Origin of the sequence: Pedobacter sp., assembly GCF_965279535.1 — a bacterium.
Lineage (GTDB): Bacteria > Bacteroidota > Bacteroidia > Sphingobacteriales > Sphingobacteriaceae > Pedobacter.
Genome location: NZ_OZ257244.1, coordinates 2,216,422 through 2,231,757, shown reverse-complemented (window position 1 = coordinate 2,231,757; position 15,336 = coordinate 2,216,422). Strand labels below are relative to the sequence as shown.

The window sequence follows — 15,336 nt, the reverse complement described above, 5'->3', positions numbered from 1 at the left end:
GAATGTTATGAGAAAAATATTTTTTTTGAGCCAACTTTTATTATCCTGTTTTTCTGTTTTCGCACAAACATACACTCCACAGGTTTCAAAAGACTCATTAGGTGTATTAACCGCGCGGGTTAAGATTCTTAAAATGAATATAGACCTTCTTGAAATGAAGATAAAAGAGTCTGAAGAAGAAGAGGAGGTAGAAAAGCTGCGTTTAAAGCTTATGGAAGCCAATGGCAAAATGAAAGTTTCTGCAGAGAAAACGAGCGCTCATGGTTCAAAAACGGGTAAGGGTGCAGAAGTTGATTTGAAGGCCATGGAGAAATTATCTAAACAAGCCAAAAACGATAGTGAAGATGCAATAAAGGCCCTTGATCGGTTTAATAAGCAGATTGCTAAAGTTGAAAAATTAAGGTTAGAAATCCAGGCTGAGGAACGTAAGATCGGTTATGTGAAACCATGGGTTGCTTTTAATAAGTAATCCTGGTTTTTGTTGTTGTTTTATTGCAATTGTCTTACACACAATTTAGGATTAATTGGGTTACATTTGCGGTAACAACAACACGTACATAATGAAGATAGGAATTGTTTGCTACCCCACTTTTGGCGGTAGTGGAGTAGTTGCAACTGAACTTGGTAAGGCATTAGCTAACGAAGGCCATCAGGTTCACTTTATTACTTATAGTCAGCCTGCCAGGCTCGACTTTTTTTCGGCCAATTTGTTTTATCATGAGGTGTCGGTAAGAGATTACCCGCTGTTTGATTATGCGCCGTATGAATCTGCCCTGGCGAGCAAGCTGGTAGATGTTGTTCGATTCGAGCAGTTGGATGTGTTGCACGTTCACTATGCCATTCCCCATGCTTCAGCAGCATTTATGGCGAAGCAAATTTTAGCAAGTTATGGCATACATATTCCTGTAGTAACTACCTTACACGGAACAGATATAACTTTGGTAGGAAAAGATCCAACCTATAAACCAGTAGTTACTTTCTCTATTAATCAAAGCGATGGTGTAACCACCGTTTCGCAGGATCTTAAAGAGGATACCTACAGACACTTCGAAATTACCAAAGACATTAAAGTAATTCCGAATTTTATAGATTTTAGCCGTTTTAGCCTTCAGGCGAAAGATCATTTTAAAAAAGCAATAGCGCCTAATAATGAGCGCATCTTAATCCACACCAGTAACTTTAGAAAGGTAAAACGTACTTCAGATGTGATCCGTGTTTTTGAAAAGGTACAATCGGTTATTCCTTCTAAGCTTTTGATGGTAGGAGATGGGCCTGAACGTGTTTATAACGAACAACTCTGCAGAAGTTTAAATATTTGCGAAAATGTACGTTTCTTAGGTAAGCAAGACGCAGTTGAAGAAATTCTGTCTGTTTCCGACCTCTTTTTAATGCCTTCTGAATCTGAAAGCTTCGGTTTAGCCGCTTTGGAAGCCATGGCTTGTAAAGTTCCAATCATTACCACAAACGCAGGAGGCTTGCCCGAACTAAACATAGATGGCTTCTGTGGTTATATGAGTAATGTAGGAGATGTAGATAGTATGGCTAAGCACGCCATTGAAATCTTGAAGGAGGAAGAAACCCTTAAACAATTTAAAGAAAATGCTTTTAAAAGAGCTCAGGATTTTGATCTTAAAAAAATCCTCCCTCACTACATAGATTTTTATAAAGAAATAATCGAAAATTCGTTGCAGACAAAATATTAAATTTTGGATTTTTGTGGCTTAATCGTTTATATTTAAGGGTTTGAGCATATTTTTGTATAATAAAAATCTTTGTTTCTGAGAAGTCAAGGCCAATCAAACGTTTGACTTCTTTAGCCCATTTCCGGAGAAGAAAACCTGCTTTTTGGATTTTTCGAAAGGAAAATGGTTTGAGAATAAAATTTTTTCAAAAAAAATACTGCCAAACCGACGCCCTTTTTTAAAGCTTGAACTACATTTTTTTTGAACAATTAAACACAGATGAAAACCAAACTATTTAGCTTGATTTTACTGGCTGGCTTAGCCATGAATGCCAATGCGCAAACAAAAAACAAGAGCCAGTCTGCTAAACATTCTTTTGCCATTGCCGATGGTAATTTCCTTTTGGATGGAAAACCAATCCAGATTCACAGCGGAGAGATGCATTATGCAAGAATCCCCAAGCCTTATTGGCGCCACCGCTTAAAGATGATGAAAGCCATGGGCTTAAATGCAGTAGCTACTTATGTATTCTGGAACTACCATGAAACAGCTCCGGGAATATGGGATTTTAAAACGGGAAACAAAGACATAGCAGAATATATTAAAACGGCACAGGAAGAAGGTTTATTCGTTATTCTTCGCCCGGGGCCATACGTTTGTGCTGAATGGGAATTCGGCGGTTACCCATGGTTCTTGCAAAAAGTACCGGGAATGGTTATTCGCGGAAACAATCCACAGTATCTTGCTGCTACCAAAGCTTATTTTACCGCGCTATATGGTCAGGTGAAAAATCTTTTGGTGAGCAATGGAGGGCCAATTATCATGGTTCAGGGTGAGAACGAATTTGGTTCTTATGTAGCACAACGTAAAGATATTTCCTTAGAAGACCATAAAAAATACAGTGCAGCAGTATTTCAGCAATTAAAAGATGTGGGCTTTAATGTGCCATTTTTTACTTCTGATGGAAGCTGGCTGTTTGAAGGTGGTGCATTGCCAGGGGCATTACCAACTGCCAACGGAGAAGATGATGTTGCCAAGCTAAAAGAAATCGTTAACAAGTTTAACGGTGGAAAAGGCCCATACATGGTTGCTGAATTCTATCCAGGCTGGTTAGATCACTGGGCCGAACCTTTTCCAAAAGTTTCTTACAAAAGTACAGCCAAGCAAACACAGAAATACCTGGATGGTGGCGTTTCATTTAATTATTACATGGTACATGGTGGAACCAATTTTGGCTTTACTTCAGGTGCCAACTATGATAACAAACATGATATCCAGCCTGATTTAACCAGTTATGACTACGATGCGCCAATCAGTGAAGCAGGTTGGGCAACTAAAAAATATGATACCTTGAGAACCATGCTTAAAACTGCAGAAACACCTGCTGTTCCAGCTAAAACTCCGGTAATCGAAATTTCAAATATTGCTTTAACTAAAGCGGTTGATCTGGAAGATATTAAGAATAAAATTACACCTGTAAATGATGATAAGCCTTTAACATTTGAAGAATTGAATCAGGGCCATGGTTACGTTTGGTACAGTAAGAAGTTTAATCAACCCATTAGTGGTAAACTGGAACTGGCCGGATTGAGAGATTATGCCATTGTTTATGTTAACGGAACAAAAGTAGCCGAACTCAATAGTTATTACAAAAAATACGATTGCGATATTGATATTCCTTTTAATGCTACTTTAGATATTGTTGTAGAAAACATGGGGCGCATTAACTATGGATCTAAAATTATCAATAGTACAAAGGGAATCATCTCTCCGGTAATTATCAACGGACAAACCATTACAGGTAATTGGGATATGTATAAATTACCAATGGATGTTGCACCTGATTTGGCTGCGGCTCAGAACTCTGCAGTTGCAGGTAAACCTGCGGTTTATCAGGGAAGCTTTAATTTAACAAAGACTGGCGATACTTTCCTGGATATGCGCGATTTTGGTAAAGGGATTGTTTTTGTAAATGGAATTAATATTGGTCGTTATTGGAGTGTTGGTCCACAGCAAACACTTTATTTACCAGGTTGCTGGTTAAAAGCAGGTAAGAATGATATTGTAATCTTCGAGCAGAAGAATGATGCCATTCAAAAATCACTTAAATCCATTGCTACACCGATTTTAGAAGAACTGAAACCAGAAAAAGGTCTACCTAAATAAGGCTGATGGTTATGCCATGAATGTCCCTGGTTAGTGTTGATGCATTCAATATTAACCAGGGATTTTTCATTTTTGAGAAGCACTTCAAAGAATATTTAATAAAACAAAACTTTCTCAAAATCAAATCATTATAAATCGTACCTTTGCGGCCATGAAAAAAATAGTGGATTACAGAAAGCTTCTAAACGTAGATAAAACGGCTGAATTAAAGGAACTTAAAACAGTGTACAGAACATTGATGAAAGATTGCCATCCTGATAAATTTCAGCAAGATGAAGAGAAATTAGCAGCCGAAGCCAGAAGTAAGGATATTATTGAAGCTTATCATTTTTTGGTTAGCATTGCCCCTGAAACAAGAGAACAAAATTTAGACACTTACACGCAAACCATTACAACATCAAACATTATGGATTTTGAGTACAAACAACAAGTACTTAATGTCCAGTTTTTTGATGGTAGTGCTTACGAATATTTTGACGTACCCAGGGCAACATACATTAAACTGGTGAATGCAGACTCTCCTGGAAGATTTGCCCGCAGACATATTTTCAGCGAGTTCCCATACCGGAATGTAGCTAAGGTTGCAGAACCAGCATAAATAAATTATTGAAGGATTGAGTTTTGAATGATTGAATGTGAATAGCGTTTTTATCATTCACTCATTCTATAATTGTTTCATTCGCTCATTAATTATTGAAGGATTGAGTTTTGAATGATTGAACGTGAATAGTATTTTTATCATTCACTCATTCCATCATTCACTCATTCTATCATTGTTTCATTCGCTCATTAATTATTGAAGGATTGAGTTTTGAATGATTGAACGTGAATAGTATTTTTATCATTCACTCATTCTATCATTGTTTCATTCACTCATTAATAATTGAAGGATCGAGTTTAGAATGATTGAATGTGAATAGCGTTTTTATCATTCACTCATTCCATCATTCACTCATTCTATCATTAATTACTGGTTAAGTTCATAAAGCTCGGCCCAGTTTAATCCTTCGGGCAATACCTGTTTGCTAAATTCCAGATGGATAACCCTTCGCTTCTTGTTATTCGTAGTTCTGCCCGAACTGTGTAGCAATAAGGGCTTCATAATCATAACTCCTCCTGATGCTACATTGCAACTCAGTTCTTGTTCTGTATTCCAGTTAATATCAGTTGCTTTGTAGATGCCTTTATGGTGCGATCCCGGAATGACCTTCAAAGCCCCATTACCTTCATCAGTATCATCAAGATGGATGCGCAAGGTGAAATTGTCTTTTAAGATAGGTAAGGGAGGTTGTACGGCAAATTGATTGGGTTTCGTGGTGTAAGGTCCAAATCCGGGCAGATCAACGATCTGATCAACCGATATGGTCAAATCCTGATGATAGGAAACAAACCAATTGGAGCTTTCCGGTTTATCAAAATAAATGGACTTAACCAGGAAATAGTCTTCGCCAAATACAGTACTGATTAATGATCTTAATTTTGGATTGAAGATGTATTCGGTAGCTGATGGTAATTCCTTTAAAAACCGGCGAATAGCAAACAGGTCGGCAGATTTTCTGAAAGTTTGCTTATTGGGGTTTGCCTGGTTTATAATGTCTATAATCTTATTGACTTCAAACGAACTGAAAATTCCATCTACTATGGAAAATCCATAGGTGTCAACTGCTTCAATGGTTTCCTTCATTTAGCTAATTGTTGAGCATCGGTTTAAAACGGCTATCTTTATTTCTGAGATCCAAGCCACCTTCATACACTGATTTTAAATTAACCAGGTAAAAGCTCCATCCACCATGGCAGCCCAGGCGGATATTTCTCTTGGATTCATCATCAGTTGGGATATCTTTTTGGGTAAGCTCTACAATCGTATACTCGTATTCTGTTCTCAACTGAATTTCAACAAGGCAATTTCCGGCAAAAGTAAAATGAAGAGATTCGTAGCCATCTGCTACCGTAATTAAACCTTCTTCTACTTCATCATAAAGGTGCCAAGTCCATTTGTACTGGTCTCCTTTGAGTATGTTCTGATCTTTGGGGATGCCAATCCCATTTTCATCCTGGTAGCTTGCATCGCTTAAAAACCATTTTTCAATTTCTGCCGGAATTGTCCAGGCATTATAAATTTCCTCAATGCTTGCTTTTATAGCAATCCTGATGGTAAATCGGGTCCAGTCAAAATTTTTCATGGGTTTATTTTTTGTCGAAAACGAGGCATACCGGTGCACCAACCGCAATGCGTTGGCCGCTATCCGTAAGTTTACCTGTAATTTTATTTCTTTTGAATATCACAACGTCGTTGGTATATTGATGCGCAACCAGTAAAAACTTTCCGCTGGGATCAATACTGAAGTTTCTAGGGCCTTTACCCAGGGTGCTTACCGTTTGTACGAAACGTAAAATACCTGTTGGCAGGATAGAAAAAACAGAGATTGTATTTGCATCACCACGATTGGTTTCATAAAGGAACTTGCCATCTGCTGAAACATGGATATCTGCCCCATCTATTTTTCCTGCAAAATCTTTTGGTGTGGTACCAATTTCCTGAATTTTCTTAAGGTTTCCGTTGCTGTACACAAATCCGGTAATTTTTCCATTGAACTCGTGAGCCAGATAGGCAAATCTTCCGTTAGGAGAAAAAGCAAGGTGTCTTGGTCCTGAACCAGGGTTGGTTTTGGAAACAGTTTTAATGGATAAAACTGTCGATTTGGCTAAGGCATTATAATTGTATATGTAAGTGAGGTCTTCCCCAAGGTCGTTGCAGATGAGGTGTTTATGATCTGGGCTAAAGTGTACCATATGTACGTGTGCGCTTTTTTGCCTGCCCTGCGGGTCAATGCTTTTTCCGGTATGTTTAATAATCTGTTTTGCTTCCGCTATTGATCCATCCGCCTTGCGCTGAAAGACAGCTAAACTGCCACCTGAATAATTGGCTACAATGACATTTCGATTGTCTGCAATAATGTAGCAAGGATCAGCCCCCTGGCTATCCACCTTATTTAAAAAGGAGAGGTCGCCTGTCAGAGCATTATATTTAAATGCACTAACAGTGCTGGTATTGCCGGTTTCGTTTACAGCGTAAACAAATTTTTGATCCGGAGAAATAGCAAGATAGCTCGGATTGTCTACTTGTTTTGTGATGTGCCTTAAGGTAGTTTTAGCGGTAAGTGTATTGAACTGATAGGTATAAATGCCCTCGCTTTTACCTGTATTGGTGTAAGTACCAATAAGCAGATTGTAATTGGTTTTTTGTGCTAATGCAGCGCCTGACAGGGCCAGGGCAAATATAAGGGATGTGATTTTTTTCATGAGGTTTTTTTAATATAAACAAATATGGGAAAAACTTCATGAAACACCATCAGCAGAATGTTGCATGGAAAATTAGGGCAACAAAAAAGGCAATCTCTCGATTGCCTTAAATTATTATTTTATCAGGTGCTTGATTTGAATCAATTCGTGTTCTTCCAGGTAACGCCATCTTCCACGTGGAAGGTCTTTTTTAGTTAAGTTACCATAAACCACGCGATCTAATTTCTCAACGCTGTAACCCAGGTGCTCGAAAATACGACGCACGATACGGTTTTTGCCACTGTGGATTTGGATGCCGATTTCTTTTTTTGAAGCTCCGGCAACATAAGAAATGTTATCAGGTTTAATTAAACCATCTTCCAGCTCTAATCCGAATGCAATTTTATTCAAATCGCCTTGTGACAGGTTTTTATCTAACTCTACATTGTAGATTTTGGTAATGCCGTTTCTAGGATGAGAAAGCTTGTCGGCTAAATCACCGTCGTTAGTCATCAATAACAAGCCGGTAGTGTTTCTGTCTAAACGTCCAACAGGGTAAATGCGTTCTCTGCTTGCTTTATCAACCAGTTGCATAACTGTTTTACGTTCCTGCGGATCGTCAGTTGTTGTAATGTAGTCTTTTGGTTTGTTCAATAAAACGTAAACTTTCTTTTCGCGTTTCAATAATTCACCATCATAACGTACCAGGTCTTTTGAAGGATCAACTTTGTGGCCCAGTTCGGTAATGGCTTCGCCATTTACGGTAATGATACCTGCGGCAATAAGTTCGTCTGCTTTACGACGTGAACAGATTCCTGCGTTTGAAATATATCGGTTAAGGCGAATTAAGCCTTTGTCTTCATTCGTTTTACGACCTTGTTTAATTACAGTTCTAGCTTCGCGGTTAAACTCGGTATCTCTTGTTGCTTCTTCTCTTTTTCTGAATGGTCTGCTATCGGTACCAGGTCTTGGTTTTACATCTCTTGAACTTCCTGCACTCGGTTTGAAGCCGTCAGATCTTCCATCACGAGGTTTAAATCCACGTTCCCCAGACTTCGGTTTAAAATCTCTCGAACCTCCATCCTTAGATTTGAAATCACGTTCTCCTCTTGGTTTGTAATCCCTTGGTTTGTCATCTCTCGACTTAAAATCTCTATCACCTGTTCTGGGTCTGTCTTCTCTTGGTTTAAAGTCTCTGTCGCCTGTTCTTGGTTTAAAATCTCTTGATTTGAAACTGCGGTCTTCAGATCTGGAATTTGAATCTTTAGATTTGAATTCTCTATCGCCAAATTTGAATCCTTTTGATTCTCCATCGTTAGATTTAAAATCACGATCTCTGGGTTTAAATTCTCTTTTGTCTCCGAAGGATTTGGATTTAAAATCTTTTCCTTCTGTGCTTCTGGGTCTGAAGCCTTCTTTTGAATCGGATGATTTGCTGAATTTTTGGTCTCTATCGCCTGTTCTTTTTCTGTCAGGTCTGGCATCATTACTTCTGCCTTCTGATTTTCGACCACCGGATTTGGACTTGTCATCCCGACTGTTCCTGTTGTTTTTATTTATCATGATACGCTTTTATCCACATCAAAAATGCGGGCTGCAAATTTATGTAAAATAGACCAATAAAACAATTTTGAAGAGCGGAAAAATTTGATCAAAAAATAGCCTCTAAAATAGGAAAATTGCCTCGAAAAAGCAAATTTAAAATCCACGTTTAAAGCACTTTAAAGGCTGTTTTTTAGGCTTATTTTTGTAACTGCTTGATAATCTGATTAATATTTTTTACCTTTGCCAACGTTTTTTATAAGTTTCACCAAAAAAAGGAGGAAGATGTTAAAGAAACACATGATCCCATTTATAGTAATGGCAGCATTATTTATATTGGCAAAAGTGTTCGCTTACCAAATGCCCCAAGCAAAAGAAAGTCTTTTAAAAAAAGAACAGTCTGACACGACAACAACAACAATACAAAAAACTGAAACACCAGAAAAAGAACCGGTTTCTTTAATGGCTCAGTTAAATTTTGCAGATGAAACGCTACCTCTAGGGGATAAGCGGATCGAGCGCAAAATGAAGAAAACCCTTGCAGCACACGCTTATGCTCACCTGCAAACACATCGTTTACATAGAAAAGCGGCTGAATGGTTCCCTATTATCGAACCTATCCTCGCCGCTTATGGAATCCCTAACGATTTTAAATATGTAGCATTGGTAGAATCTGGCTTACAGGCTGGTGTTTCTCCAAAGGGTGCAGCCGGAATTTGGCAGTTTATGCCAGCTACGGCACGCATGTATGGCTTAAAAGTGAACGGTAAGATAGATGAACGCTATAACTTGCGTAAATCAACTATCGCAGCCTGCAAATACATTAAAGAAATGTATGGAGGTTTAGAGAGCTGGACACTGGTAGCTGCGGCCTACAATGTCGGGGATGTGCGCTTACGCAAACAAATCAATAATCAAAATCAGGATAATTATTATAAGCTGAAGCTTAACCGAGAAACCGGTGGCTATGTTTATAAACTGATCTCTATGAAACAGATTATGGAACACCCGGTACGTTACGGATACGAAAAACCGAAAGCATTATTAGCTTATAACGCTGAATAATGAATTAATATAAAAGACAAAGCATTTGGTAAGGGCGTCTCGGTTTTAATCGGGACGCTTTTTGTTTTTGCAGCATTGGGATAGGAGTGTGTTTAATTGCTGAATTGTTTAATTGTTCTTGTAGAGCGACTGCATTTCTAATTACTAACGACTAAATACTATAGAAGTATCAAGATGCTAGTATCAAGTATCAAGATAAGGGATGTTTAACTGCTGAATTGTTTAATTGTTTAATTGTTCTATGAACGACTATCTGGCTATGTGCTAATGTGAATTTGGAGGTTGGAGGAGCAAGGAATAACGAATTGTTGTTTAAGAGCCAGGCGCGGGTTCGGCACAATGTCTAATTACTAACGACTAAATACTAACTACTATAGAAGTATCAAGATGCTAGTATCAAGTATCAAGAAAAGGATGTTTAATTGCTGAATTGTTTAATTGTTTGTGTAAAGCGACTGCATGTCTAAGTACTAACGACTAAATACTAACTACTATATAAAAATACTGAGGACTACAGACTTCCGACTTAAGACTAGTTTTCCTCTTTTCGCTTTCGAACCAAATCCTTTTCTTTGCAATATGTTCAAACTTCGGATTAATAAGATCATCAACCAGCCAGGAGAAAATATTACCATTCAATTTGAACCTGTAGATGAAGCTTACCCCAATTATCTGGCAGGACAGTTTCTATCACTGATTTTTCAGGGAAAACACAAAGAAGTTAGAAGATCATATTCTTTCAATAGTTCGCCCGATGTGGATGAGCCCTTGTCTATTACGGTTAAGCGGGTAGAGAATGGCGAGATTTCGAGGTTATTGCATCATAAAACAACAGTAAATGATGTTCTGATTGCACAGGAACCACAAGGTTTGTTTAGTTATTTGCCAGATAAAAACATCCAGCGGGATGTATTTCTCTTTGCTGCGGGGGTAGGTATAACACCGTTGTTTTCCATTCTTAAGACCGCATTGGTTAGAGAGGAGCAGTCAAGGATTATTTTGGTGTACAGCAACCGGTCAAAAGAAGATACTCTGTTCTATGATGAATTGAGCAGCTGGCAGCAAAAATATCCTGATAGATTTAAGATTGTATGGGTTTTCAGCAACAGCAAAAACCTGATGACCGCCCGCCTGAATAAGTTTTACATTGAAAGACTGTTGAAAGAACATTTGCAGTTTAATAAGGAGAACGCTTTATTTTATACCTGCGGACCTGTTATCTATATGGACCTTTGCCGGATTACTTTACTGGGCATGGGCTTCGATATTAAGCAAATCAAACGAGAAACCTTCGTTTTACCAGAAGATGAATTGGATGAAGATGATAACTCAGCTGAAAAAGTAGTAGACAAAAATACTTATTCGGTAGTTTTAGATTTCAGGGGCGAAGTTTATCATTTAGATATTCCCTGGCCAAAAAGGATATTGGATGTGGCTTTAGCGCATAAAATCAAATTGCCTTACAGTTGTCACGCTGGGATGTGTAGTACATGCGCTGCTACTTGTACCAAAGGAGGGGTGCGAATGGATTACAATGAAGTACTTACTGATGAAGAACTTCTAAAAGGACGGGTGCTGGTTTGTACAGGGCATCCTACAGAAAATGGTACGACCATTAAATGGTAGTTTAATAATAAAAGGCTGCCCATTACTCATACGCAGCCTCCATTGAAATTAATATTCTTTATTGATTGGGTGATTAGCCTTTTGGAGGCTCATCGTAATTCACCATCCAGCTAATGCCAAATTTATCGACAAACATGCCGAAATAAGCACCCCAGAAAGTCTTGTTCATGGGCATGGTAACTTGTCCTCCGGCAGATAAACCATTGAATAATTTATCTGCTTCTTCTGTGCTGTCTGCATTGATTGAAATAGAAAAGTTGTTGCCAAATGTAACTGCTGCACAATAACTGCCAACGGTATCGCTGCCCATTAAAATGGTTTCTTTACTGATGGGTAAGGAAACGTGCATGATTTTCTCGCCATCTTCTTCAGATAAAGGTTCGCTACCTTCTGCAGGTGGCATATCTTTGAATTTGCCGATGTAAGGGAATTCTCCTCCAAAAACAGATTTGTAGAAGGTAAATGCTTCTTCGCAATTTCCCTTAAAGGTAAGATAAGGATTAACTGATGCCATAATATGATTTGTTTTGTTTGTGTCTTTTAAATGTCGCTATTTGGATATAGCCAATTTGGTTATTCTTTTGGGGAGTATAAAAGTAGCATAATTTATCTTAAATCATCCGTTTTATACGTCTTGTTTTTTAAAGTTGATTGCGTTTTGGTCCATTGCTTGTTTAATTAGGTTTAAAGCATTTTGCCCTATTCCATGCAGCAAAGTAATTTCGTGTTCGGTATAATTAATTAAGTCGGTCAGAAATAGGATATTGGCGTTATGAAGCGCTCTTCGGGCGGGTGCAGCAAGTTTTATTGTGTTTATCGGAATATCTTGTTTCATGCGATTTAATCTTTTTATAAAATTAAGAAAACACTTGAATCACTGACGTGTTAATCTTTTAAATTGATCCTAAATTTAGTTAAGTGTAAATATGACAATCAGTCCTGAATACAGATTGATTTAAGCTTTCTTTTTGATAAAATTTTTAGCAATTTTGCGGATTGGAATTTAGTCTTTCTTCCGTCTGATTCCGAGCAACTTTTTAAGACAATATGAGCAGTAAATCAATCGATCTGGGTGAGCAAAAAGAAGTAGAAGTTTATGGAGCCAGAGTACATAATTTAAAAAATATTGATGTAAGTTTTCCCCGTAATAAAATGGTCGTAATTACCGGATTAAGCGGAAGTGGGAAATCTTCGTTGGCTTTTGATACCATCTATGCGGAAGGGCAGCGCCGTTATATGGAGACATTTAGTGCTTATAGCCGTCAGTTTATGGGGGGGATGGAGCGACCTGACGTTGACAAGGTATCTGGCCTGAGCCCGGTTATTGCCATTGAGCAGAAAACAACCAGTAAAAATCCGCGTTCAACGGTTGGTACCATTACTGAAATCTACGACTTTATGCGTTTGCTATATGCCCGTGTAGCAGATGCCTACTCTTACAATACCGGAGAGAAAATGGAGCGCATGAGCGAGGACCAGATCCTTCAGAATATTTTTAAGAAATTTTCAGGTGTTGCTGTCAATATTTTAGCGCCGGTAGTTAAAGGAAGAAAGGGGCATTACCGCGAACTTTTTGAACAAATCCGCAAACAGGGCTATGTAAAGGTGCGTGTGGATGGAGAAATTAAGGATATTACTGCTAAAATGCAGGTAGACCGCTATAAAATCCACGATATTGAAGTGGTGATAGATCGATTAATCATTGATGAAAAAGATAAAAAGCGCCTGTTAGATTCTCTGCAAATTGCCATGAAGATGGGGAAAGGTGTAATTAAGATCAGTGATAAGGATAATCATGTTGCTCATTTTAGTAAATTTTTAATGTGCCCTACCACAGGTATTTCCTATGATGAACCTCAACCGAACAGCTTTTCTTTCAACTCCCCATACGGAGCTTGTGAGCGTTGCGATGGATTGGGTTATATTTTTGTGGTGGATAAAGAATCGGTTATTCCAAACCCAAAACTGAGTATCTTAAATGGAGGTTTGGCACCTTTGGGCGAATACCGTGACATCTGGATGTTCCAGGTATTGAAAGCATTAGCCAAAAAATACAACTTTTCACTCTCTACACCAATTGAAAAACTGAGTGATGAAGTAATCAATATTATCTTAAATGGTTCTCATGATCTCATCAGCGTTGCTGTAGAATATAACAAATGGAATGTTCAGAATTACAACATTACTTTTGATGGTATCATCAAAATGTTGGAAGAACAGAATGAGAAACGTGGAGAGGCTGCTGTTGATGATATGGAGACCTTCCGTAAGCTGAAAACCTGCCCGGAATGTAACGGAGCCCGTTTAAAGAAGGAAGGTTTGCACTTCAAGGTAGATGGGATGAATATTTTTGATCTCGCTTCTATGGATATTAACCAGTTAAGAACCTGGTTTGACAATGTAGATAGCCGCCTTTCTGAGCGTCAGAATATTATTGCCAAAGAAATTTTAAAAGAAATAAAAGCCAGGATCGGATTCTTAACCGATGTTGGGCTTACCTATTTAACATTAGACCGTACCGCAAGAACCTTATCTGGTGGAGAAGCTCAGCGTATTCGTTTAGCTACACAGATTGGTTCTCAGCTGATGAATGTAATGTACATTTTGGATGAACCAAGTATTGGCCTTCATCAACGGGATAATGAACGTTTGATTAATGCGTTGAAAAATTTGCGCGATTTAGGCAATACGGTTTTAGTAGTAGAACATGATAAAGACATGATCCTGGAGGCCGATTGGGTAATTGATGTAGGTCCGGGGGCAGGAATTCATGGCGGGCAGATCGTAGCGGAGGGAACAGCCAAAGATATTTTAAAATCGAAAACCCTGACAGCGGCTTACCTCAATGGCAAGAAAAGTATTGAAGTGCCTAAAGAGCGACGTAAAGGTAATGGACATAAATTATCCATTATTAAAGCCAGTGGCCATAATCTAAAAGATGTGTCTGTAGATTTTCCTTTGGGTAAATTTATAGCCGTTACAGGTGTTTCTGGAAGTGGAAAATCAAGTTTAATAGCAGAAACGTTATATCCTATTTTAAACCATCACTTTTTTAGGGCTAAAAAAACACCGCTTCCTTACGAAAAAATTACTGGTTTAAAGGAAATTGATAAAGTAATTGAAATCGATCAGACGCCTATTGGCAGAACGCCAAGATCTAATCCTTCTACTTACACTGGTGTTTTTTCTGATATCAGAAATCTGTTTGTTCAGCTTCCAGAGGCAAAAATAAGGGGGTATAAGCCTGGTCGTTTTTCATTTAACGTAAAAGGCGGAAGATGCGAAACCTGTCAGGGAGCTGGAATGAAGGTGATTGAAATGAACTTCCTTCCTGATGTTCAGGTGCCCTGCGAGGAATGTGGCGGCAGAAGATATAACAGGGAGACATTGGAGGTGCGTTACAGAGGGAAGTCGATTAGCGATGTTTTAGATATGAGTATTGAAGATGCCTGTACTTTCTTTGAGCACATTCCAATTATTTACCGCAAAATCAAAACGCTAAAAGATGTAGGTTTAGGTTATATTACTTTAGGCCAGTCATCTGTTACTTTATCAGGAGGAGAAGCACAAAGGGTTAAGCTGGCCACAGAGCTTTCTAAGAAAGATACCGGGAAAACATTTTACATTTTAGATGAGCCAACTACGGGTTTACACTTTGAAGATATTAATGTTTTATTGGGCGTACTAAATCAATTGGTTGATCGCGGAAATACAATTTTAGTTATTGAACACAATTTAGATGTGGTAAAAGTAGCCGACTGGGTTATAGATTTAGGCGAAGAAGGTGGAGCAGGAGGCGGACGAATCCTTTTCGAAGGAACCCCCGAAGGCTTGATTCAAAACCCAATTAGTTTAACAGGTAAATTCCTGAAAAAAGAGATGGAAAGCTAATGGATGTATTGTCATGCTGAGCCTGTTGAAGATAATACATTTTAGTTTTATCCTTGTCAAAAATTCTTCCACAAGCTCAGAA

Annotated in this window: 13 protein-coding genes; 7 read left to right on the top strand and 6 right to left on the bottom strand. The window is 38.3% G+C overall.

Annotation, left to right across the window (positions count from 1 at the left end; translation table 11 throughout):
- Positions 1 to 7: 7 nt before the first annotated feature.
- The 4 genes from ACQY77_RS08810 (at position 8) to ACQY77_RS08795 (ending at position 4,446) form a co-directional block, all read left to right on the top strand.
- Positions 8 to 469 (top strand): hypothetical protein, encoded by a 462-nt coding sequence (locus ACQY77_RS08810; RefSeq protein ID WP_421938345.1) that lies wholly within the window; start codon positions 8 to 10, stop codon positions 467 to 469.
- 91 nt (positions 470 to 560) lie between these two features.
- Positions 561 to 1,703, top strand: a complete 1,143-nt coding sequence (bshA, locus tag ACQY77_RS08805; protein WP_421938346.1) for an N-acetyl-alpha-D-glucosaminyl L-malate synthase BshA — start codon at positions 561 to 563, stop codon at positions 1,701 to 1,703.
- Between the two features lie 258 nt (positions 1,704 to 1,961).
- Positions 1,962 to 3,848: a glycoside hydrolase family 35 protein gene (locus ACQY77_RS08800; protein WP_421938347.1), complete on the top strand. Its 1,887-nt coding sequence runs from the start codon at positions 1,962 to 1,964 to the stop codon at positions 3,846 to 3,848.
- Positions 3,849 to 3,999: 151 nt separating this feature from the next.
- On the top strand, positions 4,000 to 4,446 hold the full coding sequence (locus ACQY77_RS08795; protein WP_421938348.1) for a KTSC domain-containing protein: 447 nt from the start codon (positions 4,000 to 4,002) through the stop codon (positions 4,444 to 4,446).
- Positions 4,447 to 4,815: 369 nt separating this feature from the next.
- On the opposite strand, the gene ACQY77_RS08790 is transcribed toward ACQY77_RS08795, so the two are convergent.
- From ACQY77_RS08790 to ACQY77_RS08775, 4 genes are all read right to left on the bottom strand, one after another.
- Positions 4,816 to 5,532, bottom strand: coding sequence for a phytanoyl-CoA dioxygenase family protein (locus ACQY77_RS08790; protein WP_421938349.1), 717 nt, complete (start codon positions 5,530 to 5,532; stop codon positions 4,816 to 4,818).
- A 4-nt stretch (positions 5,533 to 5,536) separates the two neighbouring features.
- The gene (locus ACQY77_RS08785; RefSeq protein WP_421938350.1) at positions 5,537 to 6,031 is read right to left on the bottom strand and encodes an SRPBCC family protein; all 495 of its coding nucleotides are present in this window, start codon (positions 6,029 to 6,031) and stop codon (positions 5,537 to 5,539) included.
- A gap of 4 nt (positions 6,032 to 6,035) precedes the next feature.
- Entirely contained in the window at positions 6,036 to 7,151 is a 1,116-nt protein-coding gene (locus ACQY77_RS08780; RefSeq protein ID WP_421938351.1) for a lactonase family protein, read from the bottom strand.
- Between the two features lie 114 nt (positions 7,152 to 7,265).
- A complete protein-coding gene (locus ACQY77_RS08775; protein WP_421938352.1) occupies positions 7,266 to 8,693 on the bottom strand; it encodes a pseudouridine synthase in 1,428 nt (475 codons plus the stop codon).
- Positions 8,694 to 8,957: 264 nt separating this feature from the next.
- Between ACQY77_RS08775 and ACQY77_RS08770 the strand changes: the two genes are divergently transcribed.
- The gene (locus ACQY77_RS08770; RefSeq protein WP_421938353.1) at positions 8,958 to 9,737 is read left to right on the top strand and encodes a lytic transglycosylase domain-containing protein; all 780 of its coding nucleotides are present in this window, start codon (positions 8,958 to 8,960) and stop codon (positions 9,735 to 9,737) included.
- A gap of 579 nt (positions 9,738 to 10,316) precedes the next feature.
- Positions 10,317 to 11,363, top strand: coding sequence for a 2Fe-2S iron-sulfur cluster-binding protein (locus ACQY77_RS08765; RefSeq protein ID WP_421938354.1), 1,047 nt, complete (start codon positions 10,317 to 10,319; stop codon positions 11,361 to 11,363).
- A 73-nt stretch (positions 11,364 to 11,436) separates the two neighbouring features.
- Here the strand turns inward: ACQY77_RS08765 and ACQY77_RS08760 are convergent, their stop codons facing one another.
- Both ACQY77_RS08760 and ACQY77_RS08755 read right to left on the bottom strand, forming a co-directional pair.
- Positions 11,437 to 11,877 carry a VOC family protein gene (locus ACQY77_RS08760; protein ID WP_421938355.1) on the bottom strand — a complete coding sequence of 147 codons (441 nt, stop codon included), beginning with the start codon at positions 11,875 to 11,877 and terminating at the stop codon, positions 11,437 to 11,439.
- Between the two features lie 111 nt (positions 11,878 to 11,988).
- Positions 11,989 to 12,198, bottom strand: a complete 210-nt coding sequence (locus ACQY77_RS08755) for a DNA-directed RNA polymerase subunit alpha C-terminal domain-containing protein (RefSeq protein WP_421938356.1) — start codon at positions 12,196 to 12,198, stop codon at positions 11,989 to 11,991.
- A 212-nt stretch (positions 12,199 to 12,410) separates the two neighbouring features.
- Here ACQY77_RS08755 and uvrA point away from each other — a divergent pair, with 212 nt between their 5' ends.
- A complete protein-coding gene (gene uvrA, locus ACQY77_RS08750) occupies positions 12,411 to 15,254 on the top strand; it encodes an excinuclease ABC subunit UvrA (RefSeq protein WP_421938357.1) in 2,844 nt (947 codons plus the stop codon).
- Positions 15,255 to 15,336: the final 82 nt, after the last annotated feature.